Origin of the sequence: Micromonospora sp. WMMA1947 (genome assembly GCF_027497355.1) — a bacterium.
Taxonomy (GTDB): Bacteria; Actinomycetota; Actinomycetes; order Mycobacteriales; family Micromonosporaceae; genus Micromonospora.
Genome location: NZ_CP114909.1, coordinates 3,973,076 through 3,998,938, shown reverse-complemented (window position 1 = coordinate 3,998,938; position 25,863 = coordinate 3,973,076). Strand labels below are relative to the sequence as shown.

The 25,863-nt window shown below is 72.6% G+C and carries 31 protein-coding genes; 13 read left to right on the top strand and 18 right to left on the bottom strand.

Annotation, left to right across the window (positions count from 1 at the left end; translation table 11 throughout):
• Nucleotides 1-25: 25 nt before the first annotated feature.
• Complete coding sequence (locus tag O7604_RS19200; protein ID WP_128137146.1) at nucleotides 26-679, bottom strand: GPP34 family phosphoprotein; 654 nt, start codon at nucleotides 677-679, stop codon at nucleotides 26-28.
• 198 nt (nucleotides 680-877) lie between these two features.
• On the opposite strand from O7604_RS19200, the gene O7604_RS19195 reads away from it, so the two are divergent.
• On the top strand, nucleotides 878-2,389 hold the full coding sequence (locus O7604_RS19195; protein WP_281577276.1) for an APC family permease: 1,512 nt from the start codon (nucleotides 878-880) through the stop codon (nucleotides 2,387-2,389).
• Between the two features lie 52 nt (nucleotides 2,390-2,441).
• Here O7604_RS19195 and O7604_RS19190 read toward each other — a convergent pair whose 3' ends face one another.
• Nucleotides 2,442-2,831 carry a hypothetical protein gene (locus O7604_RS19190; RefSeq protein WP_030274248.1) on the bottom strand — a complete coding sequence of 130 codons (390 nt, stop codon included), beginning with the start codon at nucleotides 2,829-2,831 and terminating at the stop codon, nucleotides 2,442-2,444.
• 41 nt (nucleotides 2,832-2,872) lie between these two features.
• Entirely contained in the window at nucleotides 2,873-3,634 is a 762-nt protein-coding gene (locus tag O7604_RS19185) for a hypothetical protein (protein WP_281577275.1), read from the bottom strand.
• Here O7604_RS19185 and O7604_RS19180 point away from each other — a divergent pair.
• Entirely contained in the window at nucleotides 3,633-3,824 is a 192-nt protein-coding gene (locus tag O7604_RS19180; RefSeq protein ID WP_269705098.1) for a hypothetical protein, read from the top strand. The genes O7604_RS19185 and O7604_RS19180 overlap by 2 nt on opposite strands.
• A 41-nt stretch (nucleotides 3,825-3,865) precedes the next feature.
• Nucleotides 3,866-4,654 carry a hypothetical protein gene (locus O7604_RS19175; RefSeq protein ID WP_281577274.1) on the top strand — a complete coding sequence of 263 codons (789 nt, stop codon included), beginning with the start codon at nucleotides 3,866-3,868 and terminating at the stop codon, nucleotides 4,652-4,654.
• Nucleotides 4,655-5,448: 794 nt separating this feature from the next.
• Here the strand turns inward: O7604_RS19175 and O7604_RS19170 are convergent.
• Together O7604_RS19170 and O7604_RS19165 are read right to left on the bottom strand one after the other, a co-directional pair.
• Entirely contained in the window at nucleotides 5,449-6,102 is a 654-nt protein-coding gene (locus O7604_RS19170) for a DedA family protein (RefSeq protein ID WP_281577273.1), read from the bottom strand.
• A gap of 23 nt (nucleotides 6,103-6,125) precedes the next feature.
• The gene (locus O7604_RS19165) at nucleotides 6,126-6,482 is read right to left on the bottom strand and encodes a VOC family protein (RefSeq protein ID WP_269705095.1); all 357 of its coding nucleotides are present in this window, start codon (nucleotides 6,480-6,482) and stop codon (nucleotides 6,126-6,128) included.
• Nucleotides 6,483-6,638: 156 nt separating this feature from the next.
• On the opposite strand from O7604_RS19165, the gene O7604_RS19160 reads away from it, so the two are divergent.
• Nucleotides 6,639-9,494 (top strand): aconitate hydratase, encoded by a 2,856-nt coding sequence (locus O7604_RS19160; RefSeq protein WP_269705094.1) that lies wholly within the window; start codon nucleotides 6,639-6,641, stop codon nucleotides 9,492-9,494.
• A gap of 65 nt (nucleotides 9,495-9,559) precedes the next feature.
• On the opposite strand, the gene O7604_RS19155 is transcribed toward O7604_RS19160, so the two are convergent.
• Nucleotides 9,560-9,874 (bottom strand): hypothetical protein, encoded by a 315-nt coding sequence (locus O7604_RS19155; RefSeq protein WP_013475922.1) that lies wholly within the window; start codon nucleotides 9,872-9,874, stop codon nucleotides 9,560-9,562.
• 88 nt (nucleotides 9,875-9,962) lie between these two features.
• Between O7604_RS19155 and O7604_RS19150 the strand changes: the two genes are divergently transcribed.
• Together O7604_RS19150 and O7604_RS19145 are read left to right on the top strand one after the other, a co-directional pair.
• Nucleotides 9,963-10,730 (top strand): DUF5753 domain-containing protein, encoded by a 768-nt coding sequence (locus O7604_RS19150; protein WP_281577272.1) that lies wholly within the window; start codon nucleotides 9,963-9,965, stop codon nucleotides 10,728-10,730.
• Nucleotides 10,721-10,906, top strand: coding sequence for a DUF397 domain-containing protein (locus tag O7604_RS19145; protein WP_281577271.1), 186 nt, complete (start codon nucleotides 10,721-10,723; stop codon nucleotides 10,904-10,906). Before O7604_RS19150 ends, O7604_RS19145 begins: the two co-directional genes overlap by 10 nt.
• A gap of 6 nt (nucleotides 10,907-10,912) precedes the next feature.
• Here O7604_RS19145 and O7604_RS19140 read toward each other — a convergent pair whose 3' ends face one another.
• Nucleotides 10,913-11,278 carry a GNAT family N-acetyltransferase gene (locus O7604_RS19140; RefSeq protein WP_281579984.1) on the bottom strand — a complete coding sequence of 122 codons (366 nt, stop codon included), beginning with the start codon at nucleotides 11,276-11,278 and terminating at the stop codon, nucleotides 10,913-10,915.
• An 11-nt stretch (nucleotides 11,279-11,289) separates the two neighbouring features.
• On the opposite strand from O7604_RS19140, the gene O7604_RS19135 reads away from it, so the two are divergent.
• The 3 genes from O7604_RS19135 (at nucleotide 11,290) to O7604_RS19125 (ending at nucleotide 12,795) form a co-directional block, all read left to right on the top strand.
• Nucleotides 11,290-11,448 (top strand): hypothetical protein, encoded by a 159-nt coding sequence (locus tag O7604_RS19135; protein WP_269707125.1) that lies wholly within the window; start codon nucleotides 11,290-11,292, stop codon nucleotides 11,446-11,448.
• A gap of 103 nt (nucleotides 11,449-11,551) precedes the next feature.
• Nucleotides 11,552-12,517: a hypothetical protein gene (locus tag O7604_RS19130; RefSeq protein WP_281577270.1), complete on the top strand. Its 966-nt coding sequence runs from the start codon at nucleotides 11,552-11,554 to the stop codon at nucleotides 12,515-12,517.
• Between the two features lie 74 nt (nucleotides 12,518-12,591).
• Complete coding sequence (locus O7604_RS19125) at nucleotides 12,592-12,795, top strand: hypothetical protein (RefSeq protein WP_269705089.1); 204 nt, start codon at nucleotides 12,592-12,594, stop codon at nucleotides 12,793-12,795.
• A gap of 132 nt (nucleotides 12,796-12,927) precedes the next feature.
• Here O7604_RS19125 and O7604_RS19120 read toward each other — a convergent pair whose 3' ends face one another.
• Nucleotides 12,928-13,158 carry a hypothetical protein gene (locus tag O7604_RS19120; RefSeq protein WP_269705087.1) on the bottom strand — a complete coding sequence of 77 codons (231 nt, stop codon included), beginning with the start codon at nucleotides 13,156-13,158 and terminating at the stop codon, nucleotides 12,928-12,930.
• 96 nt (nucleotides 13,159-13,254) lie between these two features.
• Between O7604_RS19120 and O7604_RS19115 the strand changes: the two genes are divergently transcribed.
• Entirely contained in the window at nucleotides 13,255-14,001 is a 747-nt protein-coding gene (locus tag O7604_RS19115; RefSeq protein WP_269705085.1) for a TetR/AcrR family transcriptional regulator C-terminal domain-containing protein, read from the top strand.
• Here O7604_RS19115 and O7604_RS19110 read toward each other — a convergent pair.
• Nucleotides 13,970-14,374 (bottom strand): SRPBCC family protein, encoded by a 405-nt coding sequence (locus O7604_RS19110; RefSeq protein WP_269705083.1) that lies wholly within the window; start codon nucleotides 14,372-14,374, stop codon nucleotides 13,970-13,972. The two genes, O7604_RS19115 and O7604_RS19110, sit on opposite strands and share 32 nt — an antisense overlap.
• A gap of 84 nt (nucleotides 14,375-14,458) precedes the next feature.
• On the opposite strand from O7604_RS19110, the gene O7604_RS19105 reads away from it, so the two are divergent.
• Together O7604_RS19105 and O7604_RS19100 are read left to right on the top strand one after the other, a co-directional pair.
• The gene (locus O7604_RS19105) at nucleotides 14,459-14,929 is read left to right on the top strand and encodes a YfbM family protein (RefSeq protein ID WP_269705082.1); all 471 of its coding nucleotides are present in this window, start codon (nucleotides 14,459-14,461) and stop codon (nucleotides 14,927-14,929) included.
• A gap of 108 nt (nucleotides 14,930-15,037) precedes the next feature.
• A complete protein-coding gene (locus O7604_RS19100) occupies nucleotides 15,038-15,814 on the top strand; it encodes a hypothetical protein (RefSeq protein ID WP_281577269.1) in 777 nt (258 codons plus the stop codon).
• Nucleotides 15,815-15,824: 10 nt separating this feature from the next.
• Here O7604_RS19100 and O7604_RS19095 read toward each other — a convergent pair whose 3' ends face one another.
• Nucleotides 15,825-16,556, bottom strand: coding sequence for an SDR family oxidoreductase (locus O7604_RS19095; protein ID WP_269705078.1), 732 nt, complete (start codon nucleotides 16,554-16,556; stop codon nucleotides 15,825-15,827).
• A gap of 95 nt (nucleotides 16,557-16,651) precedes the next feature.
• Between O7604_RS19095 and O7604_RS19090 the strand changes: the two genes are divergently transcribed.
• Nucleotides 16,652-17,500, top strand: coding sequence for a LysR family transcriptional regulator (locus O7604_RS19090; RefSeq protein WP_281577268.1), 849 nt, complete (start codon nucleotides 16,652-16,654; stop codon nucleotides 17,498-17,500).
• Nucleotides 17,501-17,509: 9 nt separating this feature from the next.
• Here O7604_RS19090 and O7604_RS19085 read toward each other — a convergent pair whose 3' ends face one another.
• The 8 genes from O7604_RS19085 to O7604_RS19050 all read right to left on the bottom strand — a co-directional run bounded on the left by O7604_RS19085 (nucleotide 17,510) and on the right by O7604_RS19050 (nucleotide 25,792).
• On the bottom strand, nucleotides 17,510-17,992 hold the full coding sequence (locus O7604_RS19085; RefSeq protein ID WP_281577267.1) for a GNAT family N-acetyltransferase: 483 nt from the start codon (nucleotides 17,990-17,992) through the stop codon (nucleotides 17,510-17,512).
• A gap of 28 nt (nucleotides 17,993-18,020) precedes the next feature.
• Nucleotides 18,021-18,629 carry an ATP/GTP-binding protein gene (locus tag O7604_RS19080; RefSeq protein WP_128137372.1) on the bottom strand — a complete coding sequence of 203 codons (609 nt, stop codon included), beginning with the start codon at nucleotides 18,627-18,629 and terminating at the stop codon, nucleotides 18,021-18,023.
• Entirely contained in the window at nucleotides 18,610-18,999 is a 390-nt protein-coding gene (locus tag O7604_RS19075) for a DUF742 domain-containing protein (protein ID WP_013287416.1), read from the bottom strand. Before O7604_RS19075 ends, O7604_RS19080 begins: the two co-directional genes overlap by 20 nt.
• Nucleotides 18,996-19,421, bottom strand: coding sequence for a roadblock/LC7 domain-containing protein (locus O7604_RS19070; protein ID WP_030503283.1), 426 nt, complete (start codon nucleotides 19,419-19,421; stop codon nucleotides 18,996-18,998). The genes O7604_RS19075 and O7604_RS19070 overlap by 4 nt, the downstream gene beginning before the upstream one ends.
• Nucleotides 19,422-19,487: 66 nt before the next feature.
• Complete coding sequence (locus tag O7604_RS19065; RefSeq protein ID WP_281577266.1) at nucleotides 19,488-21,947, bottom strand: nitrate- and nitrite sensing domain-containing protein; 2,460 nt, start codon at nucleotides 21,945-21,947, stop codon at nucleotides 19,488-19,490.
• 94 nt (nucleotides 21,948-22,041) lie between these two features.
• The gene (locus O7604_RS19060) at nucleotides 22,042-23,586 is read right to left on the bottom strand and encodes a prenyltransferase/squalene oxidase repeat-containing protein (RefSeq protein ID WP_281577265.1); all 1,545 of its coding nucleotides are present in this window, start codon (nucleotides 23,584-23,586) and stop codon (nucleotides 22,042-22,044) included.
• Complete coding sequence (locus O7604_RS19055; RefSeq protein WP_281577264.1) at nucleotides 23,583-24,458, bottom strand: terpene synthase family protein; 876 nt, start codon at nucleotides 24,456-24,458, stop codon at nucleotides 23,583-23,585. Before O7604_RS19055 ends, O7604_RS19060 begins: the two co-directional genes overlap by 4 nt.
• Nucleotides 24,455-25,792, bottom strand: a complete 1,338-nt coding sequence (locus tag O7604_RS19050) for a cytochrome P450 (protein WP_281579983.1) — start codon at nucleotides 25,790-25,792, stop codon at nucleotides 24,455-24,457. The genes O7604_RS19055 and O7604_RS19050 overlap by 4 nt, the downstream gene beginning before the upstream one ends.
• Between the last annotated feature and the right edge of the window lie 71 nt (nucleotides 25,793-25,863).

Below are 25,863 nucleotides of genomic sequence, written 5' to 3'. Positions count from 1 at the left end.
CCCCGGCTCGGCCCGGGGCGGGACGTCAGCGCCGTACCGTCGTGGTGGTGACGTCGAGCGCGCCCACGACGGCGGCGAGCAGCCCCTCGAGCTGAGCCGGCAGGAACCGGCGGCAGTCGCGCATCCGCGTGGCCACCTGTGGGTCGAAGATGTGCGCGGCCAGGCCGACCGCCTCGGCGAGCGTCGCCAGCAGCAGCGTGCCAGGGTCCAGCTCGGCCGGGGACGAGTGCATCAGCATCGCGGTCAGCCGCACCCGCGGTGACGCCGCCTGGTTCGGGTCGATGGCCGGCCAGCGCACCGTCCGGCCGATCAGTTTGCCCTGCTCCCGGCGCAGGACGCCGGCGGTGACCAGCCGGGTGCCCACCCGCTCGTTGATGTTGAGCTGGGTCCGCAGGTAACGGATCCACAGCCGGGCCGGATGCGCGCCCTCGCGGCGCAGGATCTCGGTGATCAGCAGGTCGGTGAGCGGCTCCTGCCACAGCCGCGGGTCGACAGCGGCGATCCCCCCTCCGTCGAGGGCGATCCGGCCCTCGAACATCAGCTCGGCGAGCGCGGCGCCGGCCAGCCCGCACTCCAGCCGGTCGACGGCGACGTGTGGCTTGCCGGTGAACTCGTCGTGTCCGATAAGGAACAGCGCATCCGCAAGCCGGTAAGTGGCCTGTGCCCCGGGGTAGGTCATGGTCCATCCTCGAACGGTGGCCGTGATCGTCGACACGGGACGGTACGGCATGACCACGCACAGCTCAATTCCGGGCGATCACGCGCACCCCAATCGATATCGAAGCGGGGTTGTCACGATACGTGATCACCAATACCCTGCTTCAGGTTGTTCCGAAGTAGACACCTCAATCCCCTCACTCCCTCCCCTGGAGAAGCCTTGTCCTCCGATCCGTTCTTCTCCGACGGTGGGCTGCGCCGCGGTCGTCTCGGCACCGCTCACCTCGTCTTCTTCACCGTCGCCGCGTCCGCCCCGCTGACCGTTCTCGGCGGTGGTGTCACCACCATGTACGCGGTCAGCGGCAACATCGGCGCCGCGCTCGGATACGTGCTCCTCGCCGCCGTGCTCGCCGTCTTCGCCACCGGCTACGCCGCGATGAGCCGGTACGTCGCCAACGCGGGCGCGTTCTACGCGTACATCGCCAACGGCCTCGGCCGGGCCGGCGGGGTGGCCGGCTCGGCTGTCGCGCTCGCGGCGTACAACGCGATCCAGATCGGTCTGTACGGCCTGCTCGGCGCGATCCTCGGCGACTTCATGGACGCCAAGACCGGCATCAGCCTCGACTGGTGGGTCTGGGCGCTGCTGGCCTGGGTGTTCATCGGCGCGCTCGGCGTCCTGCGCATCGACCTCAACGCCACGGTCCTCGCCGTCCTGCTCATCCTCGAGTGCGTGGCCGTGCTGATCTTCGACCTGGTGGCCTTCGCCAACCCCGACGGCGGCACCGTCACCACCGCCGGCATCAGCCCCGGCCACCTGTTCGGCGCCGGCTTCGGCGCGGTGCTCGCGTTCACCATCGCCTCCTTCACCGGCTTCGAGAGCGGCGCGATCTACAGCGAAGAGGTGAAGGACCCGCGGCGCACCGTGGCCCGCGCCACCTACATCGCGGTGGCGTTCACCGGCCTGTTCTACGCCTTCTCGGCCTGGGCGCTCACCGTGCTCACCGGTCCGGAGAACGCCCCGGCGGCCAGTGCCGAGGCGGGTCCGGGCATCATCTTCGGCGCGCTCGACCAGTACACCGGCGCGGTCGTCGCCGACATCGCCAACGTCCTGTTCATCACCAGCGTGCTGGCCGCCCTGCTGTCGTTCCACAACGGCGTGGCGCGTTACCTGTTCGCACTGGGCCGGGAGCGGGTCCTGCCGCGCTTCCTCGGCGCCACCTCCAGCCGCAGCGGCGCCCCGGTCGCGGGCTCGGTCGTGCAGAGCATCCTCGCCGTGGTGGTGTTCCTGGCGTTCGCGATGACCGGCCGTGACCCGGTCATCGACCTGTTCACCTGGCTGTCCGGCGCGGCGGCGGTCGGCGTCGTGCTGCTGATGACGCTCACCTCGGCCTCCGTGGTGGGCTTCTTCCGGGGCCGTCCCGGCCCGGAGAGCGCGTGGCAGCGGGCGATCGCGCCGGGGCTCGGCACGGTCCTGCTCACCGCCGTGCTGCTGGTGCTGCTGTTCAACTTCGACGCGCTGCTCGCCCCCGACACGGCGAGCTACCTGAAGTGGCTGCTGCCGGCGATCCCGGTGGCGGCGGGCGTGCTCGGCCTGATCTGGGGCGTGATCCTGCGTACCAGCCGGCCGGAGACCTACCGCCGGATCGGCCAGGTCACCGAGGAGGGCCTGCACGAGCCCGGCCTGCACCCGGCCCCCGAGGCCGACCGCTGGGCCGGCGCCCACCACCGCTGACGCCCGTCGGTGCGGCGGCCGGCCACGCGGGCCGGCCGCCGCACCACCACGATCAGGCGGTACGGATGACGGTGCAGATCACCGGGCCGTCCTCGGTGGTGCGCAGCAGGTAGCGGTAGCGCTCGCCGGGCACCGCGCCGCCCTGGCTGTCCAGGAACTCCCAGCGCACCGCCACCTCGGTGAGCAGCGCCGAGATCTGTTGCACGTCCTCGATCTGCGCGTTCGCCGCGACGAGTTCCCGCTCCTGGTAGTCCGGGGCGGCGCCGACGAAGCTGAGCGCCACCGCCGCCGGCGAGGTGAACGAGAAGCTGTAGGTGTCGGCGACCACCAGCCCGGGCAGGGCGTAGCAGCCGGCGATGGCCGGCACGTCGGCGGTGGTCAGCGCCACGCCGTACCGGTCGAAGAAGTCGGTGAGCGTGTCGAGGTCGGTGGAAGCCGTCACGACGCTCCTCATTACCGGCGCGCCCTCGCGGCAAACCTTCCTCAGCGCGGCGGGATCCGCACCTCGATCTCGGCACCGAGGTACGCGCCGCCGCGCAGCGCCAGGTCGTCGCCGCTCCAGAACCGGCCCGGGTCGTACCAGTTGGGCCGCCGCCCGGCGGGCAGCAGACCCATCGCCTCGTAGGTCACCGCGACCACCTCGGCGCAGTACGCCGTCTCCAGAGCTGCCGCGTTCTCCCTGCCGGTGTCGCCGATCCCGCTGGTGTCGCCGGTCTCGGCTCGGTCGCCGGTATCGCCCCTTTCGATGATCTTGCTCAGGATGCCCGTCTGGTTCCGGTCGCCGGCCCTGCCCCGCAGGCCGCCGAGGCTCAGGCGGCGCGGGTGCGGCAACCGGCCCCGGGCCCACCGCCAGGCGAGCTGCGCGGTGGACGGGAACGGCGTCCCGTCCAGACGCGCCACGGTACGCAGCACCGCCTCCTCCATCGCCGTGTCGGCCGGCGGTTCGAGCTGGCGCAGCCAGCCCCGCTGGCCGTACCGGTTGGCCCAGACGCAGACCGCGTCCCGCAGGTCGTGCAGCTGCACGCCGCGCTGGTGGGTGCCGGTCCACATGTCCGGCAGCGAACGGCCCAGCTCGGCGTGCCACATCAGCGGCGGCATGTCGTCGAGCACCACGGCCATGCCGACGTGGTTCACCGGGCTGTTCGTGGTGAGCTGGATGGCCCGGTCGGGCACGCTGCGTCCGCGGAACACCCACAGATCGCCGGTGCGGGTCAGCTCCACGGCCTCGTCCAGGCTGATGCTCATGGAGGACTACCCTATGCGGATGCGGCAACGGATGCGGTGGTGGAAGGTACTCGGTCTCGCGGGTCTCGCCGGCGTCGCGGCGACCGGAGTGGTGGTGGCCCGGGCCGAGCGTCGGCGCCGTGCGTACACGCCGGAGGAGATCCGGGACCGGCTGCGCGAACGGCACGCCAAGGCCTCGCCGCCGTCCTGACGGGACGGTCGCGGACGGCGGATTCTCCTACCATTGTCATGATGGGAACCGTTTTCTGGGAGAGCCCGTTCGTCCTCGATCCCCCACCTGCCGCCGTGGAGCGGCACGGCGACGTCGACCTGCACGTGCCCACCGGCGACGACCGGCATCCCGCCGTCGTGGTCGTGCACGGCGTACCGGGGCCGCCCGAGGCCCCCGACGCACGTGACTGGCCGCTCTACCGCGGCTACGGCGCGCTGCTCGCCGAGGCGGGTGTGCTGACCGCGATCCCCCGGCTCACCGTGGCGAGCCCGGACGACCTGTACACGGTCGCCGCCCGGGTGGCCGCCGCCGCCGAACTGCTCCGCGCCGACCCGCGCGTCGACCCGGACCGGCTCGGCCTCTGGTTCTTCTCCGGCGCCGGCCTGCTGCTCGGCGACTGGCTCCGTGACCCGCCCGCCTGGCTGCGCGGCGTGGCCGCCACCTATCCGCTGCTGGCGCCGCTGCCCGGGTGGCCGCCGGTGGACCCGCGCTTCCGCCCGGTCGACGCGCTGGACCAGCCCGCCGCTCCGTCCGGCACGGCCTCTCCCGACTCTCCCGTCGACGCCGCGCATGCGGAGGGCGCGGCGCGGCCGACGCTCGTGCTGACCCGGGCGGGTCGGGAACGGCCCGAGGTCGCTCCCACCGTCGAGGCGTTCACTGTGGTCGCGCGGCGGCGCGGCATCCCGCTGTGCGTGGTGGACGTGCCGAACGGGCAGCACGGATTCGACGCGCTCGACCACACCGAGGAGTCCCGGGCCGCAGTCCGCACCGCCCGCGACACCTTGATCGCCCTGCTCACCGCCCCCTGACCCCGGCCGCCCCCGCCCACCGCCCACTTCCCAGGATCGCCGTCCCGCAGAGCGGAACGCACAAAGATCTTGGTAGGAAACGGCCCTCATAGGGGCCCCCATGAGGGCCATTTCCTACCAAGATCTCCACCACCCCAAGGGGTGACCGCGAGCAGGGGCGCCCCAGAAGCACCACAGCCCCAACCCCACCGCCCCCACCGCGTCGATCATGAAGTTGGCGGCGACAAATCGGCCTCCAGCCACCGCCAACTTCATGATCGACGGGGCAGGGCAGGCGCGCGGCATCGCGCGCAGCCCCTTCACCCGTGCAACCGGTCACCCCGGTCCACCGCGCCCTGTCCTGCCCCGCCGCCGGTCGCCCCGCCCATCGCCCAGCCGGCCCGGACTGCCCTGCCTGCCCGAACCGCCCGCCTGCCCGGCCGGCTCCGGGCGGCCACGCCCCGCCCTGCCGGCCCGACCCTCCCCCGTCCGCCCCGCCCCACTCATCCGCCCTCACTCCGCGTCGGTGATCAAGGAGTTTGTGTCACTGCGGGAGCCCTCACAGGACACAAACTCCTTGATCACCGGACGGGGGCGGGACGGCGCGAGGGCGGACCGGGACGAGGGCGGACCGGCGCGAGGGCGGGACGGGACGGGGGCGGGCCGGCGCGAGGGTGGGCCGGCGCAAGGGCGAGTCGGCGCGCGGGCGGGACGGCGTGAGGAGAGCGCGCTGCGGCCCTGGCCGGTGATGCCCTGGGAGCGCTGGACGCTGGACTGGTCGTCCGCCTTCGGGCGGGGCGGTTGGGTGTCCGGCGTCAGCGGTCGGCGGCGGGTACCGGGGTGGGCTGGTCGGAGGCTTCGGCCTGGGGCAGGCGCTTGGCGCGGCGGCGCAGCCACGCGGTGCTTGCCACGCCGGCCAGCACGGCCAGCACCAATCCGGCCCAGGAGATGTCCTTGAGCCAATGCTCGGCGGCCTGCCCGACGTAGAACAACAGGTAGGTGGTGCCGAACGCCCAGACCAGCCCGCCCGCGGCGTTCGCGACCAGGAACCGGCGGTACGGCACACGCAGTGCTCCGGCGAGCGGGCCCGCCAGGATGCGCAGCAGCGCGACGAACCGCCCGAAGAACACCGCCCAGACGCCGTGCCGGGCGAAGCTCAACTCGGCGCGGGCCAGGTGTGCCGGGCCGAGGTGTTTCGGGAAGCGCCGGCCGAGCCGTTCCAGCAGGGGGCGGCCACCACGGCGGCCCACGGCGTACCCGATGGAGTCGCCGAGGATGGCGCCGGTGGCCGCGGCGGCGGCCACCCACTCGGGCCCGACCGCACCGGTGGCGGCGAGCAGGGCGGCGCTGACCAGCACGATCTCGCCGGGCAGCGGGATGCCCATGCTCTCCACGCCGATGACCGCGCCCACGAGCAGGCAGATCAGGCCCGGTGGGAGCGCGGCGAGCCAGTGCTGTACGTCGACCACCCGCCGACCCTACCCGCGCCCGGTCACCCGGCGGGGGCCAAGAACTCCAGCCGGTTGCCGTGCGGGTCGTACGTGTGGAACCGCCGCATGCCGGGAATCTCGTCGTCGCCCCAGGTCACGGCGTGTCCGGCGGCGTCGAGGCGGGCGGCCAGCTCGTCCAGGTCGGGCCGCACCAGCGCGGGGTGCGCCTTGCGGGCCGGACGGAAGTCGTCCTCGACGCCCAGGTGCAGTTCGGCGTCGTACCCGGTGAACCAGCAACCACCGCGGGCGGCGAGGGCCGGGGGTTTGGGCTTCTCGGTGAGGCCGAGCAGGCCGGCGTAGAAGGAGCGGGACGCGTCCTCGGAGCCGCGGGGGCAGGCGAGCAGGACGTGATGGATCATGGTGGCACCTCCTCGTCCCGCAGCGTGGCACGAGGTTGCATGGATAGCAAGACGGACGTACGGTTTTGTTAAGACCGACGCAGGTAAGTGTTGCCTAAGCACGGCGGCGCTCCGGTCGGTGCGACAAACTGCTCAGGACTACTCACGGTCGCTGGTGTGAAGGAGTACGACGTGGCGAGCCTCGACACCTTCGGTGCGAAGACCCAGCTACGCGTCGGAGACGCGAGCTACGAGATTTTCAGGATCGACAAGGTGGAGGGCCACGAGCGGCTGCCCTACAGCTTGAAGATCCTGCTGGAGAACCTGCTGCGGACCGAGGACGGCGCGAACATCACCGCCGACCACATCCAGCAGCTCGGCGCGTGGGACGCCACCGCCGACCCGAGCGTGGAGATCCAGTTCACCCCGGCCCGGGTGCTGATGCAGGACTTCACCGGCGTGCCCTGCGTGGTCGACCTGGCCACCATGCGCGAGGCGGTCCGTGACCTGGGCGGCGACGCCACCAAGGTCAACCCGCTGGCCCCGGCCGAGCTGGTCATCGACCACTCGGTCATCGCCGACCTGTTCGGCCGCGAGGACGCCTTCGAGCGCAACGTCGAGCTGGAGTACGAGCGCAACAAGGAGCGCTACCAGTTCCTGCGCTGGGGCCAGACCGCGTTCAACGAGTTCAAGGTCGTCCCGCCGGGCACCGGCATCGTGCACCAGGTCAACATCGAGTACCTGGCTCGTACGATCATGGAGCGCAACGGCCAGGCGTACCCGGACACCGTCGTCGGCACCGACTCGCACACCACCATGGTCAACGGCCTGGGCGTGCTGGGCTGGGGCGTCGGCGGCATCGAGGCCGAGGCCGCGATGCTCGGCCAGCCGGTCAGCATGCTGATCCCCCGGGTCGTCGGCTTCAAGCTCTCCGGCGAGATGCCGGCCGGCACCACCGCCACCGACCTGGTGCTGACCATCACCGAGATGCTGCGCAAGCACGGCGTGGTCGGCAAGTTCGTCGAGTTCTACGGCCCGGGCGTGAGCGCCGTACCGCTGGCGAACCGCGCCACCATCGGCAACATGTCGCCGGAGTACGGCTCGACCGTGGCGATCTTCCCGATCGACGCCGAGACCGTCCGCTACCTGGAGCTGACCGGCCGCGACGCACAGCAGGTGGCGCTGGTCGAGGCGTACGCCAAGGAGCAGGGCCTCTGGCACGACCCGGAGCGCGAGCCGGAGTACTCCGAGCGCCTCGAGCTGGACCTGAGCACCATCGAGCCGTCGCTGGCCGGCCCGAAGCGCCCGCAGGACCGGGTGCCGCTCGGCAGCGCCAAGACGCTGTTCCGCGCCGCGCTCAGCGACTACGTGGCAGCCGACGAGACCGGTGGCGACCCGGGCCGCAAGCCGGGCGTGCCGCAGCAGGAGAAGCCGTTCGGCGCCGACGGCCCGGCCGACGAGGCGTCGGCCGAGTCCTTCCCGGCCAGCGACTCCCCCGCCAACGGCGTCAACGACCCGGCGGACGCGCCGCGCGACCTGGAGACCGCCGCGGTGGGCGCGGGCGGCCGGGCCAGCAATCCGGTACGCGTGACCGGCGCCGACGGCGTCGAGTACGAGCTGGACCACGGCGCCGTGGTGATCGCCGCGATCACCTCCTGCACCAACACCTCGAACCCGCAGGTCATGATCGGCGCCGCGCTGCTGGCCCGCAACGCGGTGGAGAAGGGCCTGGCCCGCAAGCCGTGGGTGAAGACCACCCTGGCGCCGGGCTCGAAGGTCGTCATGGACTACTACGACCGCGCCGGCCTCACCCCGTACCTGGAGAAGCTCGGCTTCAACCTGGTCGGCTACGGCTGCACCACCTGCATCGGCAACTCCGGCCCGCTGCCGGAGGAGGTCTCCGCCGCCGTCAACGACGGTGACCTGGCGGTCGTGTCGGTGCTGTCCGGCAACCGGAACTTCGAGGGCCGGATCAACCCGGACGTCAAGATGAACTACCTGGCGTCGCCGCCGCTGGTGGTCGCGTACGCGCTCGCCGGCACCATGGACATCGACCTCGCAAACGAGCCGATCGGCGAGGACGCCCAGGGCAACCCGGTGTTCCTGCGGGAGATCTGGCCGAACAGCGCCGAGATCCAGGACGTCATCGCCTCCGCGATCGGCGCGACCGGCTTCAGCGCCGCGTACGCCGACGTGTTCGCCGGTGACGAGCGCTGGCAGTCGCTGCCCACCCCGACCGGTGATACGTTCTCCTGGGACGGCGAGTCGACGTACGTGCGCAAGCCCCCGTACTTCGAGGGCATGCAGCAGGAGCCGACCCCGGTGCAGGACATCGCGGACGCGCGGGTGCTGGCGAAGCTGGGCGACTCGGTGACCACCGACCACATCTCCCCGGCCGGCTCGATCAAGGCGGATTCCCCCGCCGGCAAGTACCTGGCCGAGCACGGCGTGGCCCGCCACGAGTTCAACTCGTACGGCTCCCGTCGGGGCAACCACGAGGTGATGATCCGGGGCACGTTCGCCAACATCCGGCTGCGCAACCAGCTGGTCCCCGGCGTGGAGGGCGGTTTCACCGTCAACCACCTGACCGGCGAGCAGACCTCGATCTACGACGCCTCGATGGCCTACCAGGAGGCGGGCGTCCCGCTGGTCATCCTGGCCGGCAAGGAGTACGGCTCGGGCTCGTCGCGGGACTGGGCCGCGAAGGGCACCATGCTGCTGGGCGTGAAGGCGGTCATCGCCGAGTCGTACGAGCGGATCCACCGCTCGAACCTGATCGGCATGGGCGTGCTGCCGCTGCAGTTCCCGGGCGGCGAGACCGCCGAGTCGCTGGGCCTGACCGGCACGGAGACGTTCTCGATCAGCGGCGTCACCGCGCTGAACGACGGCGACACCCCGCGCACGGTGAAGGTCACCACCGACACCGGTGTGGAGTTCGACGCCGTGGTCCGCATCGACACCCCGGGTGAGGCGGACTACTACCGGCACGGCGGCATCCTGCAGTACGTGCTGCGCCGCATGATCGCGAGCTGATTCGCGTACGGCTGACACAGGGCCGCTTCCCGCTCCGGCGGGAAGCGGCCCTCGCCGTACCGTGGTCATCGCAGCCGGAGCGCGACGGCGCGTGCCTCCGCGTCGGTGAGCGGCAGGAACCACAGGAAACGCCGCACGATCGCGATCGGGTCCGGGCCGTCGGGCCGGCCGCGCAGGTCGCGGATGGCCTGCCGGGTGAGCCGGGAGAACTCGGGGATCATCGTGGCGCGGCGGGCCGCGTCGGTGGGCGCGGCCCGCAGGGTCGGGCACGGCCAGGGCTCGCCGCAGCGGTCGCAGCGCCAGGCCGGACCGCACGCGCGGTGGCCGGTCAGCGGCAGCACCACCCGGGGGTACGCCGATGTGGGTGTCGGTTCGGTCACGCCTTAACCGTGCCGAGGGTGCCCGAACAATCACACAGCGTTGTGTAATCTCCTTCGGACGGTTCTTTTGCTCCGGGGAGGAACGGGCATGAACCATGCTTTCGTCACCGCGCTGGCCAGCGCCGGCCACACCGCCGAGAGCCTGACGGAGCGGCTCGGCCTGCATCCGAAGACGGTGGCCAGATGGGCGAACCCGGGGCACATCCCGCAGAGCCGGCACCGCGCGACCGTGGCGAACCTGCTGGGCCAGCCGATTGAGGCGCTCTGGCCGGACGCGGTCCGCCGCCGCGAGCCGGTCTGGTTCCGCCCGTGGGTGGACATCGAACGCGAGGCGGTCGCGCTGCGAGCCTTCCAACTGGCGTGGGTGCCGGGCCTGCTGCAGACCGAGGCGTACGCCCGGGCCACGTTCATCGGCCAGCCGCTGACCGCCGACGAGGTCACCGACCTGGTCACCGCCCGGCTGGACCGGCAGGGCATCCTCACCCGGCCGCGCGGGCCGCTGTACGTCGTGGTGCTCGACGAGCAGGTGCTGCGCCGCGCCGCCGCCGGCGACCGCGCGCTGATGGCCGCGCAGGTGACCCACCTGCTCACCTGCGCCGAGCTGCCGAACGTGCAGCTCCACGTGGTGCCAGTGGACACACCGACCTATCCCGGGCTGGACGGGCCGTTCGTCATCGCGGAGCTGCGCGACGGCAACCGGGTGGCGCATGTGGACAGTCAGGCCCGCGCGCAGATCATCGAGCAGCCCTCGGAGATTGCTACCCTGGAGCGTCGGTGGGAACGCATCCGGGGCGAGGCGCTGCCCCGCGCGCGGACCCTGGAACTGCTGAGGGAAGTGGCAGCGGCATGGACCTGAGCGGCGCCCGGTGGCGCAAGAGCACCCGCAGCGGTGGCAACGGCGGCGACTGCGTCGAGGTCGCCGGCAACCTGCCCGGCGTGGTCGGCGTCCGCGACTCGAAGGACCCGGCCGGGCCGGTGCTCACCTTCACCCCGGCCGCGTGGACCCGGTTCGTGGCGTCGACCCGCCGCTGAGCCCGGTCAGGCCAGGCGCGCGGCGTACACGTGCACCGGATCCCCCGATTCGGACGTGGTCGCACGCTCGAAGCTCAGCCCGATCCGCTCCGCGACCCGCTGCGAGGGCGTGTTGTCGGGGTGGATGATCGCGACGAGGCGGTCGACGCCCAGCCGGTCGCGCGCGTGGTCGCGACACGCGGCCGCCGCTTCCGTGGCGAATCCGCGACCCTGCACCCCGGTTCGCAGGTGGTAACCGACCTCGACCTCCGTCACCCCGTCCACCGGCTGCGGAGTGAGGCCGCAGTCGCCGACGAACTCGCCTGTCGCCCGTGACCTGAGCACCCACAGCCCGAAGCCACGGCCGCGGTAGAGGCCCTCGTTCCAGCGGATCCAGTCCAGCGATGACCGTCGACGACCTCGACGACGTGGCTGCCATGCTCGGCGACCCGCTCGTGATGCGCTACTACCCGCGACCGAAGACCCTGGCGGAGGTGCTGAACTGGAATTCGATAATGTTCCCCGATCGCACATCCGACACTGCAAACAATCGACGCCCGTGATTCGTTGACATGCTCCGAAGCCCGTCGATACGTTGCCGACATCGCGATGAACAACGGGGGCGCTCCAGTTTCGATCCGGGAATCGAACACTGGGAAGGATTTCATGAAGACGACGATCAGACTTCTGGCCCTGCCGGCCCTGATCCTGCCGGCGATCCTCGCCGGCGCTCCGGCGCTGGCCGGCACCGGCACCACCGCGGGCACGGCCGCTCCGGCCGCTGTCACGTCGATCGAGCGCAAGGCGGGGTCGTCCACGCAGGCCAGGGCCTACTGGACGGCCGAGCGCATGGCGGCGGCCACCCCGGCCGACGAGGTGGAGAAGTCCGCCGGCCCGGTCACCCAGAGCCCTGTGGCGGAGCGGGTGCGACGCTTCGCCGAGGCGGTGGCACCGAAGGACGGCAGCGGCTTCGGCACCCAGCTGAACGAGTCGATCACGGTCGGGAAGATCTTCTACACCAGCTCGACCGACGGCCTGGGCCACTACTGCTCCGCGAGCGTGGTGAACAGCCCGGCCCGCAACATGGTCTTCACGGCCGCGCACTGCGTGCACGACGGGCCGGGCCGGGACTGGCACACCGCGAACTGGATGTTCGTGCCGTCGTACCGCAACGGCGCGCAGCCGTACGGCACCTGGGACTGGTCCACGCTCGCGGTGCCCAGCGGCTGGATCAGCACCCGCGAGCGGCAGTACGACGTGGCTGTCGCGCTCGTCTACGGCAGCCGGTCGATCGTGGACGCGGTCGGCGCGAACGGGCTGCTCACCGGCGGCGGCCGGGCGTACCACTACGACATCTTCGGCTACCCGAGCAACAAGGACAGCGGCGAGATCCAGTGGGTCTGCTCGGGCACGTCGCGGGACGCGGGCAGCAACCGGATCGAGATGAACTGCGGCTTCGGGGGCGGTTCGAGCGGTGGTCCGTGGTACTACAGCTACGACAACACCACCAGGCGCGGTGACGTGCACGGGGTGATGAGTTACTCGAGCGGCTCGAACACGAACGGCTCGCCGTACTTCTCCGCCGCGGTGGTGGGGACGCTCTACAACACGTACGCGAACGACACCTGGTGAACGACGGTCCGCCTGGTGTGCCGCCCGGCGCACCAGGCGGACCGGCACCGGCCCCACGGCCCGGAGGAGGCGACATGTCACACCGTGTGCTGCTCGGCGCGGCCGCCGTCGCGGCGCTCGCCGTGGCCGCGGCCGTCGTGGTCGTCGCGGCGCGCGACGGCGGCTCGGCGCGGCCGGCGCCCGGCCCGGTGGTCGCGACGCACAACCCGAGCCCCGGCGCCACCGATCCGTCCGAATACTGGACGAGGGAACGAATGCGGGACGCGATCGGCGACTGAATCGCCGAATTGCGTCCGCCGGATTGCGTTGCCTGGAATCGAACGCTCGCGCACGGGCGCGCCGAATTCCTTTCGCCGGCCGAGCCCGAGTCGCAATTCCCATTCGTGCCAGGTGTGAGTACCGACGAGTCCTCATGGAACGGTGTCGGAGTAGACCTCGACGTCGTAGAGCAGTTGCACGTTGCGGCGGCCGTTGGTGATGCCGACGAAGACCGGGTCACCGGCCGGGGTGCGGCCCTGGCGCCACACCTGTTCCCGGGCGGCTTCCCGCGACTCGTGATGGATGCCGCCCTCGCGATGCAGGTGGAGGACGCGGCGGGCGGTGGTGGGGTCGCTGTCGAGGTGGATCCGCAGCAGGGGCACGGCGCAGCCTCCTTGCCCACTGTCGAGGCCGAACTTTCGTCTGTTCAATCAGCTTACCGTTGTTAAGCTGCCTGTCCAGTGAACTAGAGTGGCTCCATGACCACGACCGAGCCCGGTGCGGCGACGACACCGGTGTGGCTGCGGGCAGAGCAGCCGCGGGCGCGGCGTAAGCCGCCGCTGACCCGTGAGCGCATCGTGGAATTCGCCGTGACAGCGCTGGACGAGCACGGCGTCGAGGGCCTGACGATGCGTCTGCTCGCCCAGCGGCTCGGCGTGACCGCCACCGCGCTCTACTGGCACGTGAAGACGAAGGACGACGTCCTGGACCTGGCCGTCGACCGCATCTTCGGCGACGTGCCGATCCCGGACGCCGGCGACGACTGGATGGAGGACATCCGCGTCCTCGTCCGGGCCTGGCGCGACGCGATGTTGCGCCATCCCTGGGCACCCGGGCTCATCGGTCGTCCGATGCTCGGGCCCAACGTCCTGGCCCGCACCGAGTTCCTGCAGTCGGCGCTCGTGCGCGGCGGCTGCCACGGTCTTCAGCTCGCGGTCGCCACGAGAATGCTGGCCAACTACGTCATCGGCGCCTCGCTCACGGAGGCCACGTGGCGCCGGACCGCGGACCCGGGCGCGAGAGCCGCAGCCCGCGACCACATCGCCGCGCGCGCCGACACCTATCCGACCCTCAGCACCTCCGGCCATCTCGACGACGCCCGATGGGCCGACGACCTGCTGTTCGAGGAGGGCCTCGACGGCATTCTCCGGGCGGCGGCACGGACCGGCACGCCGGACCGACCACGCGCGCATCTCAGCCGGCGGCGCTCTCCAGCACCGCCTTGAGCCGGGCCAGGTCCGCCTCCACGAGCGCGGTGTCCCGCTCGAAGTCCGCGTCGCTCATGCCGGGCATCCGCCGCAGGCTGAACACCACCTCGGTGGCGTCGCCGTCGGCGATCGCGCGCAACGGCACGTACACCGTCTCGCCCGACGGCGTCAGCACCTCGTGGTCGAGCACGCCGTACTCGTTTGCCGGCGCGAACGTCAGCCGCGCCCGCCCTTCGGGCGTGTCCACATACCAGTGGCCGTCGACGAGCACGACCGAGCCGCCGAGACCCGGCGCCCAGCGGGGCAGGTTCGCCGGGTCGGCGGCGAAGGCGTAGACATCCGCGACCGGCCGGTCGATGTGGACGCTGAGGTGCCGGGTGTCGGTGGCCATGCGCCGATGGTGCCATGCCTGTCGCACGCGCACGCTACGCTGCCGCCGATTCCCACCGGTCCCCCGAGAGGCAACCCCATGGGCATGATCTTCTACGCACGCCGGCTGTCCGCCGAGGAGCTGGCGGCGGTCCTCGCCGACCCGGAGAAGGTCGGCACCCTGTTCCCGGGCGGGCCGGACGAACTCGATCTCGACAAGGCGTGGCACGGGCTGCACTACCTGCTGACCGGCACCACGTACGAGGTCCGGGGTGACGCCGGGCCGGCGATCATCGGCGGTGACCCGATCGGCCCGGACCTCGGCATGGGCCCGGCCCGGCTGCTCATGCCCGACGCCGTCCGCGCCGTGGCCGCCGGGCTCGACGCGATCGACGAGGCGACGCTGCGGGCCCGCTTCGACCCGGCCGCCATGTCGGAGGCCGAGATCTACCCGCACATCTGGGACGACGGCGACGACGAGTTCGACGGCTACCTGCTGCCGAACTTCACCCGGCTGCGTGACTTCTACCGAGACGCGGCGGCGAGCGGAGACGCCGTGCTGCTCGCCGTCACCTGACCGGCGGGAAACGAACCGACGGAAACGAGCCGCCCGAAGACGAGCCGCCGGAAACGAGCCGGCGGAAACGGGTACGCGCCGTCGGGTTGCCGCCGGTAGCGTGCCGGCGTGGGACTCGACGCATTCGTGTACTGCCGGTGCTGGCAGGACGGCCTCGCCACGCCCTGCCCGGTCGAACCGGTCGGCATCGACGAGGAGGGCTGTCTCGCGCTGTTGCTGCAGTGGGAGGGCAACGAGGCCGCGCACCGCACGTTCGACGCCTGGCAGGCGGAGGCGTGCCCGCACAAGGCCATGGAGCAGGCGAGCGAGCACGTGTCCAACTGGGCCGGTGTGCGGCTGTTCCAGCAGGCGCTACGCGCCGCCGGCCCGGAGCGCTTCCCGACGCTCGCCACCGCGCTCCCGAACCTCAACGGCGGCTCGCTGCCGGCCGACCGGGCGGCGGTCGCGCTCGCCGAGCTGGACGCGTTCGCGCGCACCGACCAGATCACCGACGAGGTGGAGCTGATCGACGAGGCGACCGGCCGGGTGCTGATGCAGTACGTCGAGAGCTACCACGGGGTGTTCATGCTGGGCCCGGATTTCCGGGCCGGGGTCGATCCGGACGGCTTCTTCGTTGTCGACACCGCCGACCCGCCCGCCACGCTGTTCCGGGCCGTCCGGTTCGGCCAGCGGCCGCTGCCCGGCGACCGGGTGGAGTTCACCGCCGGCGGGACGCGGACGGTGCTGGCGATGCGGCCGGTGGGCGGGCACGGCGAGCCGCCGCCCGAACGGCTCGCGGTGCGGTCCCGGAGCCGGTCGGGCGGCGACTTCGCCTACATCGTGGAGCCGCTGCGCCGGCTGTGCGCGGCGTCGGTGGCGACCGGCAACCCGGTCATGTGGTGCTGACGCGCCGCACTCACCACGGGATCACGCCCGCGTCCTCGAAGTAGCCGCCGGTCGGCCCGTCGCCGGGCAGCGTCGCCAGCCGGATCGCGATCGCCGCGCCCTGCTGCGGGGTCCGCACACCGCGGAAGTCGTTCAGGTCGGTGGCGGTGAAACCCGGGCAGGCGGCGTTGATCAGGACGCCCGTGCCGGCCAGCGCCCGCGCGTACTGGATGGTCACCGCGTTGAGCATGCTCTTCGACGGCGAGTACGCCACCGACAGCGGGCCGGTCTGGTGTTCGCCCTCCGAGGCGCTCTGCCGGGTCAGCGAGCCGACGCCGCTGGACATGTTGACGATCCGCGGCGAGGCCGAGCGGCGCAGCAACGGCAGCATCGCCTCGGTCACCCGGACCACGCCGATCACGTTGACCTCGACCGCCGTCCGGATGGTCGCGAGGTCGACGTCGCCCGGGTGCTGCGGCACGCCACCGGTCACGCCCGCGTTGTTGACGAGCACGTCCAGCCCGCCGGCCTCCGTCTCCAGCAGCCGGGCGGCGGCGGCCACGCTCGCGTCGTCGGTCACGTCCAGCGGTACGCCGAACGCGTCCACACCACCCGCGCGCAGCTTCGCGACCGCCTCCGCGAGCCGCTGCTCGTCCCGGGCACCGACGCCCACCCGCCAGCCCAGCGCGCCCAGGCCCGCCGCGATCTCGTACCCGATTCCCTTGTTCGCGCCCGTCACCAGCGCGATCGTCCGTTCGCTCATGGTTTCGATCCTGTCCGCGCGGCGAGCGGGCCTCCAACACCACCTCGGTAGCGGCCGATACCTGGCGGGTATCGATTCGGAGGTACGGTGGCGGGATGGAGACGCGGGAGCTTCGCTACTTCGTCGCGGTGGCCGAGGAACTGCACTTCGGCCGCGCCGCGCGACGCCTGGGCATCGCCCAGCCGCCGCTGTCGCGCGCGATCCAGCAGCTCGAACGGCGCCTCGGCGTGACGCTGCTGGACCGGGACAGCCGCGGCGTCGTGCTCACCGCGGCCGGGTCGGTGCTGCTCCGCGAGGGCCGGGCCGCCCTGGACGCCGTGGACGCCGCCGACCGCCGTACCCGCCGCGCCGGCGAGGCCACGAACGGCGGCCCCGGGCTGGTGCTGGCGACGAAGGCGGGCGCGTCGAGCGAACTGCTGCCGAAACTGCTCGACGCGTACGCGGCCGAGCCGGACGCCGTCCCCGTCGAGGTGTTGCTGTGCGGCATCGGCGAGCAGGAACGGCTGCTGCGCGACGGGCGGGCCGACGTGGCGTTGCTGCACCTGCCGTTCGACTCGACCGCCGGGCTGGACACCGAGGAACTGGTCACCGAGCAGCAGGTGGCGGTCCTGCCGGCCGGCCATCCGCTGGCCCGGCGGCCGCACCTCCTCATGGCCGAGGTGGAGACGCTGTCCGGCCTGCCGATGCCGCGCTGGCCCCGGGCCGACGGGTCGTATCCGGACGGTCCGGGCCCCGAGGTCCGCGACCACGCCCAGTTGTTCCAGCTCATCGCGCTCGGCCGTACCGTGGTGGTGCTGCCGGAGTCGGTCCGGTCGCTGCTGCTCGCCGACCTGACCGTCGTGCCGGTGCCGGACGCCCCGGCGGTGACCACTGTGATCGCGTGGCCGCCGCACAGCCGGTCCCTGGCGCTGGCCGCCCTGATCCGGACCGCCACCCGCCTGTGACGCCGGCCGCTAGGCGGGCAACTCCTTGCGCATCTGCTGGGTGACCACCCGGTAGCCGGACGTCTCGTACAGCTTGCGTGCCGTCTCGTTGGCGCCGAAGACGTTCAGCTCCAGCGCCCGGGCGCCGTGCTCCCGGGCCGCCCGCTCCCCCGCCGCGAGCAGCGCCCGCCCGAGGCCCCGGCCCCGATGCCCGGCGGCCACCTCGATGTCGTAGAGGAACGCGCAGTCGGCGAGACCGCGCGGGTGGGTCAGCCCGATCCACAGCCGGCCGACCGGTGAACCGTCTGCCAGCTCGCCGACCAGGAACAGCATGCCGGGTGTGGCCATGCCCTGCGGCAGGAAGCCGGCGGCGGCCTCCCGGGCCCGGTCGAGCGCCTCCTCGGGCGTCCAGTTGCCGGCCGTGACGTGCTCCCGCGCGTAGCCGGCGGCCAGCTCGTCCTGCCATCTGTCGAACTCGTCCGGGTTCATCGCCCGGACGCTCACCTCGGTCATCGCCACTCCCCCGTCGATGTGTGACAGTTCAGTCCTCGGCGGCGCGGCGGCGCGCCTCCCGCAGCTTCATGGCGTGCTCCAGCAGCGTGATCAGCACCTCCTTGGCCGACTCCCGCTTGCGCGCGTCGCACAGCACCACGGGTACGCCCGGGTCGAGGTCGAGCGCGGCCTGCACCTCGTCGAGACGGAACTTCTTGGCGCCCTCGAAGCAGTTCACCGCCACCACGAAGGGCGTACCGCGCCCCTCGAAGTAGTCGATCGACGGGAAGCAGTCGGCCAGCCGGCGGGTGTCGGCGAGCACCACCGCGCCGAGCGCGCCGAGCGCCAGCTCGTCCCAGACGAACCAGAACCGGTCCTGCCCGGGCGTACCGAACAGGTAGAGCACCAGGTCGTCGCTGATGGTGATGCGGCCGAAGTCCATCGCCACGGTGGTGGTCGACTTCTCCTCGATACCGGACAGGTCGTCGATGCCGATCCCGGTCTCGGTGAGCACCTCCTCGGTCCGCAGCGGCCGGGTCTCGCTGACCGCGCCGACCATGGTGGTCTTGCCGACGCCGAACCCGCCCGCGATCAGGATCTTGATCGCGGTGGGTAGCGGAGCGGCGCCCGCCGGCCGCTCAGAGCGCCCGTAGTCCATTGATAACCGCCTCGAAAACGTGCTCGTCGGGAAGGCCGGCGGTGGTCGCGCGCGGCTCGCGTACCTGTACCAGGCTGCGGGCGGCCAGGTCTCCGAGGAGGACCCGGACCGTGCCCACCGGCAGGTCGAGATGGGCGGCGATCTCGGCCACGGAGAGGATCCGCTGGCAGAGGCCGACGATCGCCACGTGCTCCGGGCCCAGCCCGGACTCCGACCCGACATCTGTGCGGGTCGAGGTGACCAGCGAGATCAGGTCGAACGTACCGGTCACCGGGCGGGCCCGGCCTCCGGTCACCGCGTACGGGCGCACCACCGGGCCGGCGTGGTCGTCCACCCACTCCTGCTCCGCGGAGTCCCCCCGGCCGGTCATCGTGCCGCGTTCTCGCCGAGGGGCTGTTCCCGGGTCGGTGATGCGACGAACCGGCCGACCCGGGTGACGAGCATGGCCATCTCGTACGCGATCAGGCCGACGTCCGCGTCCTCCGACGCCAGCACCGCCAGGCAGGCGTTGCGGCCGGCCGCTGTGACGAACAGGAAGGAGGACTGCATCTCGATGATGGTCTGCTGCACCTGCCCGCCACCGAACCGTTTGCCCGCGCCCCGGGCGAGGCTCTGGATGCCCGCCGCCATGGCCGCCAGGTGCTCGCCGTCGTCCCGGCTCAATCCGCGGGACGAGGCCATCAACAGTCCGTCGGTGGAGAGCGCCACGGCGTGCTCCGCCTGCTTGACCCGGCCGACCAGGTCATCCAGCAGCCACGTCAGATCCGCGCTCGAAGCCGTCTTCTGCGCCACTCGTCGTCCTCATCTTCCCGGCTGGTGTGCCGTCAGCTTCCGGTTTCCGTCGCGTCGACGTCCCGGTCAGGTAACCTGCTCGTCCGCGTCGGCCGGCGCACCGCCGGCCCCCTGCGCTCCGCCGAGCAAGCGCGCGGCATCGGTACGGCCGCGTCGCGTGCCGCTCTGATAGGAGCTCATCATCCGGCGCACCTGCTCCGGTGCACGCGCCGTGTCGTCGTCGGCGGTGTCGTCGTCGTCCACCGCGCTCTGGTCGTGTCGCAGCTCCGGCGCGAGGCTGGCCTGGCGTACCCGGACCGGGAGCCCCGCGTCGGTGACCGGCGCGTCCTCCGGCTCCGGCTCCGCTGCGGCGTCGGTCGTGGCGGCGGGCCGCCGCTCCACCACCGCCAGCTCCGTGGTGGGCCCGGCCACCGCGGGCTGCCGCTTGCGGGTACGCGCCGGCAGCCCGGACGGGGTCAGCCGGGGCGCCCGCGCCACCGGCTCCGGCACCTGCGGGGCGGGCTCGGCGGGCTGGTCGGGTTCGGTGCCGCCGTCCGGGCCGGACGTGGTCGCCGGCTCGGTGCCGTCCTCGGCCGGCGTGTTCCGCGCCGGGTCCGGCGCGGGCAGGACCGTCCCGGGGGCGGGGAGGGCGTCGGACGCGTCGGCACCGTCGGCGGTGATCAGTTCACGCGGGATCAGCACCACTGCCGTGGTCCCGCCGTACGCGGACTCCTTGAGCTGCACCTTGACGCCGTGCCGTTCGGTGAGCCGGCTGACCACGAACAGGCCGAGCCGGGCCGCGTCGGCGAGGTTCAGCTCGGACCGGTCGACGATGCGCGCGTTGGCGGCGGCCATCTCGTCGGCGCTCATGCCGAGGCCGCGGTCCTCGATCTCGATGGCGAAGCCGTTCGCCACGAGCTGGCCGCGGACCTCCACAGTGGTCTGCGGCGGGGAGAAGGAGAGTCCGTTCTCGATCAGCTCGGCCAGCAGGTGGATGACGTCACCGACGGCGCGGCCGGTCAGCGACACGTCGCCGAGCGGGCGCACGGTGACCCGGGTGTAGTCCTCGACCTCGGCGACCGCGCCGCGTACCACGTCGACCATGGGGACGTTGCGCCGCCAGGCCCGGCCGGGCGTCGAGCCGGAGAGGACGATCAGGTTCTCCGCGTTGCGTCGCATCCGGGTGGCCAGGTGGTCGACCCGGAACAGGTCCTCCAGCTCCTCGGCGTCGTGCTCCCGCCGCTCCATCGCGTCCAGCAGCGTGAGCTGCCGGTGCACGAGCGCCTGAGTGCGCCGGGCCAGGCTGAGGAACACGTCGCGTACGCTGCGGCGCAGCTCGGCCTGCTCGACGGCGGTCCGGACGGCGGTCTCCTGCACGACGTTGAACGCCTTACCCACCTGACCGATCTCGTCGTCGCCGAACTGCAACGGTGGCGCCTCGCGGGCGACGTCCACCTCCTCGCCGCGGCCCAGCCGCTCCACCACGCTCGGCAGGCGTTCGTGCGCCAGCTGGAAGGCGGCCTCGCGCAGCCGTTCGAGCTGGCGGACGAGCGCCCGGGCCGTGGTGATCGAGACGACCACGGAGGCGATGACGGCGATCAGGCCGAGACCGGCGGCGAGCACCAGCCGCACGATGACGCCGATCGCGACCGGCGTGGCCCGGGACACGATGTCCTCACCGCCGGCGAGGATCACCTCGCGCAGGTCGGCCATCGCCTTCTCGGCGGCGGCCTGCCACGCCGCGGCGGTCACCGGCGGGCGCACCTCGGCGCCCTTGGCCGCGAGCACCTGGTCCTGGAGCGTGCGGAGCTGCTGGAACGCGTCGCCCTCGACCATCCGGTCGAAGCGGGCACGGTCACCGGGGGCGAGTTCCCGGGCGGTACGGTCGGCGAGGAACCACTGCGCGCCGACCAGCCGGGCGAACGCGGTCTGCTCGCCGACGGTGATCCGGTTGGCCGCGATCGCGCCGGTGATCAGCGCGTCCTGTTGGGACAGCAGCTCCCGGGACCGGTTGAGGTCGATGAGCGCGGCGGTGTCCTTGGCGATCTCGTCGTCGTCGAGGCCGCCGAGGGCGTCGAAGACGGCGAAGATCCCGTCGACCGCCTCGTCGTACGCGATGAGCGTGGTGGTCCGGTCGATGGTCTTGCGGCTGACCTCGGCGCGTACCTGACCGAGCTGGTCCAGCTCGGTCTTCAGCTCGTCGAGCCGCTGCATCAGCTCCTCGCTGGCCGGGATCTCGGTGCGCCAGTCCCGCACCGAGCGCCACAGTGCGGTCGCGGTGCCGTCGGTCCGCGCGCGCTGGGCCTCCAGCTCCTGCAACCGGCCCGGGTCGGACTCACCGAGGTAGCGCAGCGACAGCCGTCGCTCGGCCTGCAACTCCTGCAGCAGCGGGTCGCTCGGTTCGAAGACGCGCGCGTTGAGCGTCTGCACGCCGAGCAGGTTGAACCCGTCCCGTACGGTCACCCACGCGGCGAACGCCCAGAGCGCGGTCAGCGACGCCAGCAGCGCGATGATCTTCGTACGGAGATTCGTACTGCGGGAACCCATCACACCGTCCTGGCCCGGTCTTCGGTCGGTCCGACATCCGATCGACTCCGGCGCACGCTAGCAGCCGTCGGGAACCTCATTCAAGCGATCCTGATCATGGTAGGTGCGGCCCCGGACCGGGCCGCCCCGGCGCGGCCGAGGCCGCCAGCACCGCGGCGCGCACGATCCGCGTCGGGCGGTAGAGGTCCTTGTCGTGCCATAGTGCCGGTTCGTCGTCGCATCCGTCCAGCTCGGACAGTCGACGACGTCCCCGCGCCAGCGCCGACATGATCCGGGGGTCACCGGGCCGGCCCGCGTCGGCCAGGGCGAGCACCGCGTACGCAGTCTCCTCGGCGGTGCCGTCCCACCGTCCCCAGGAGCCGTCCGGGCGCTGCGTGTCCAGCAACCAGGCGACGCCCCGCTCGACGGCGGCACGCGCCGCGCCGTCCGGCGCGTGGTCGGCCAGCGCCAGCAGCACCGCGTAGGTGGCGTAGTACGGCGAGGCGTGCCAGCGGTCCTCCCACCGCCCGTCCGGCTCCTGCCGGTCCAGCAGCCAGTCGGTGACGCGGCGCCGGGCGCCGGTGACGCCGGGACCGCTGGGCTGCTCGCCGAGCGCGTCGAGCACGTGCGCGTTCGTGGTCAGCGAGGCACCGTCCTCCCCGGGCCAGGTGCAGAAGTGCCGGCCGGTGTCGAATCCGGCCAGCGACGCGACACCGGGCGCGCGGCCGAGCCGGGCCAGGGCGTAGAGCGTGACCGCCGTGGTGTCGGCGTCGGCGGGCAGGCCGGGCGCGGTGGCCGCGCCGGACGGCCCGACGGCGGCGCGCAGCTCGGTCAGCACCGGCTCGGGCGCGCCGACCGGCACGCCGGCCCGGACCAGGATGCCGAGCACCCAGGCCCGTTCGAAGACGGTGATCGGGCTCGCGCAGGGCACCGGGCCGGGGCGGGCGACAGCGTTCAGGTAGTCCAGCGCGGGTCCGGGCTCCGGCCCGCCCAGCCAGGCGGCGGTGGCGGCCGGTGAGGCGCCGACGGCGCCGCTCGCCGAGGGACGCACCCCGGGCGCGCGGTACGCCAGCTCACCCGCCACCTCCAGGGCGTGCGCCAGCTTCTCCGGCACGGGCCGCCCGGTGGCGAGCAGTCCGCGTACCCGGGTCAGGCGGGCCGGGTCGAGACCGGCCGGCAGCGGCAGGCGGGGCCGGCCGGCCCACTCGGTCAGCCCGGGTGGCGGCCCGGCCGGCCCGTCGAGGTGCCGGTCCACTGCTGCGAGCAGCGCGGGCACGATCAGGTCGGTGGCCGGCAGGTCCGGCGGAGCGCCGTCGCGCAGCGCCCCGGCCAGGTACGCCAGTCCCCGGTGGACGGCGGCGGACGGCGCGGCGGACGGCCCGTCGCGGTGCAGCTCGGCCAGCAGCGCCTCGACCGCGCTCAACGTCGGGACCAGCGCGTACCCGCCGGGGCCGCCCCAGCCGCCGTCCGGGCGCTGCCGGTCCAGCAGCCAGGCCAGGCGCCGGTCGTGGCCGTCGAGCCACGGCGCGAGCGTGACCAGCCGCCCGGTCTCGTAGACCGACGGTGACGTCTGCCCCTCCGGTTCGCCGTCGAGCGCGGCGATCAGGTCACGCGTGGTCCCGGACCGGGTGGCGGGCACCGGTCGGGCGGTCAGCGTCACCGCACGCCCCAGAAGTCGGTGTGCCGGTAGAAGCCGGTGGTGAAACCGAGCTGCCGGGACAGGAAGTCGGCCTCCCGCGGCACCTCACCGGCCAGCTTCGCCAGCAGGACGCGGCAGTGCTCGACCTGCTCGGCGAAGCGCTGCTCGACCTCGGCCGGGTCGTCGACCAGCAGCAGCGCGTTGAGGTCGCCGGACTCGGCGTCGCGGCGGTGGGTGCCGAGGTCGTTGACCAGGCGCAGGGCCCGCTGCACCTCGTCGCTGACCTCGATCAGCCGGGCCAGCGTGGCGGCGTCGCTCACCGATCCGGTGTGGATCCAGTGCGCCACGTTCACCACCGTCGCGGCGAGGTTGTCGGCGTTCGCGAGGTAGTCGGCGAGCGTGGGGCGGCCGGTACGCCGCCAGCCCCACTCGCGGGCCATCGCGTCGAGGGTGCGGGCCATCGTGTCCCGCCAGAGGCCGCGCAGCGCCGGCCAGGCGGGCGCGGCGGCGACGTCGTCGCGCAGCTCGGCCAGGAACCGGCCCAGCGGATCGCCGGCGCCGGCGCCGTCGAGCACGTCCAGGCAGACGCCGATGATCCGGTCGACCTCGGCCCGGCTGGTGGCCTGGTGGTCGACCAGCCAGTCGACGGCGAAGCCCCAGAGCACCGCGCGGTTGGTCACCGCCAGCTCGGCGGCGCTGTGCCAGGGGGCGCTGAACGCCATCGCCTGCGCGATGCTGCTGAACAGCGTCGCGTCGAACGGGTCACCCGGGAACAGCTCGGGGTGCGCGGCGGCGGCCTTGCGCAGGCCGCGCTGGCCCTGCGCGGCGAGCGCGCAGACCCGGCCCTGTTCGGCGGCGACGGCGAGCGGATCAGGTGTCACGCCGTCGGTCATGCCCCCTCCGTCCGCCCGGCCGCGACGAGCGTCAGCTCGACCCGCTCGCGCGGCCGCAACGCCGCGGCCAGCCGCAGTCCGGGTACGCCGGTGCGGTGCAGCCGGAACCGGTAGCGGCTGAGCATGGTGGCGAGGATGAGCTGTGCCTCCAGGTAGAACAGGTACATCCCGAGGCACTGGTGCGGGCCGCCGCCGAACGGGAAGTGGGCGTACCGGTGCCGGGCGCGGACCCGCTCGTGGCGGAACCGCTCCGGGTCGAACTCGTCCGGGCGGTCCCAGAACTGCCGCATCCGCTGGGTGATCAGCGGGCTGACCGCCATCGTGGCGCCGGGCTCGATCGGGACGCCGTCGATGACGTCGCCGTCGACAGCGCGGCGCGGGATGATCCACCCGATCGGGTAGAGCCGCAGCAGCTCGTCCAGCACCATCCGGGTGTAGGTGAGCCGGCTCAGGTGCTCGCGGCGTACCGGCTCGCCGCCGACCACCTCGTCGATCTCGGCGTAGAGCCGCTCGGCCACCTCCGGGTGCTGGTCCAGGTGGGGCCAGGCCCAGGTCAGCACGTTGATGGTGGTCTCGGTGGTGGCGGCGAACATGGCCACCGTGTCGTTGCGGACCTGCCGCTCGTCGAGCTGGCGTCCGTCGTCGGTGCGCGCCTGCCAGAGCGTCGAGATGACGTCGTCGCCCTGGTCGGCGGACTCCCGCGTCTCGCGGACGATCGGCACCAGCACGTCGTCGACGATGCGGACGGCGCGGGCGAACGTGCGGTCCCCCGGCATCGGCAGGGACAGCGGCGCGAACGGGACGATGATCCGGGGGATGACGGCGGTGGCGATGCGGTCCTGCGCCTCGATCACCCGCATCGCGTCCGGCACCGAGATCCGGTCGGCGAACAGTACCTTCATGATCGCCCGGCTGACGATGCGCGCCTGCTCCACGCCGATGTCGACCGGCCGGCCGGCGCGGGCCGGCTCGTCCAGTTCGTCGACCGCGTCGCGGATCGCGTCGGCCATCCCGTCGACGAGCGCCTCCACCCGCTTGGCGGTGAACATCGGCTGGAGCATCCGCCGGCTGGCCGACCAGATCTGCCCCTCGCCGAGGATGCCCTCGCCGAACAGCCGCTTGACCGGGCGCCAGAACAGCCCGTCACCTGCTCGTTCGTAGTTGTCCGCCCGGTCACGCAGGACGTGCTGCACGTGCTTCGGGTGGGTGACCAGGTAGGGCCGGAACGAACCGAGGTTGAGCCGGACCAGTTCGCCTTCGGTACGGTTACCGATGTCGATGAGCGCCCGGGCGGGGTCGCGGAGCACCGCGGGCAGGATCTGCCGCAGCGGCACGGTCCGGGGTCGGCCGGTGGGCCTCGTTGTGTCCGTTGGTTCGGGCACCTGAACGCTCCCTCGGTTGACTC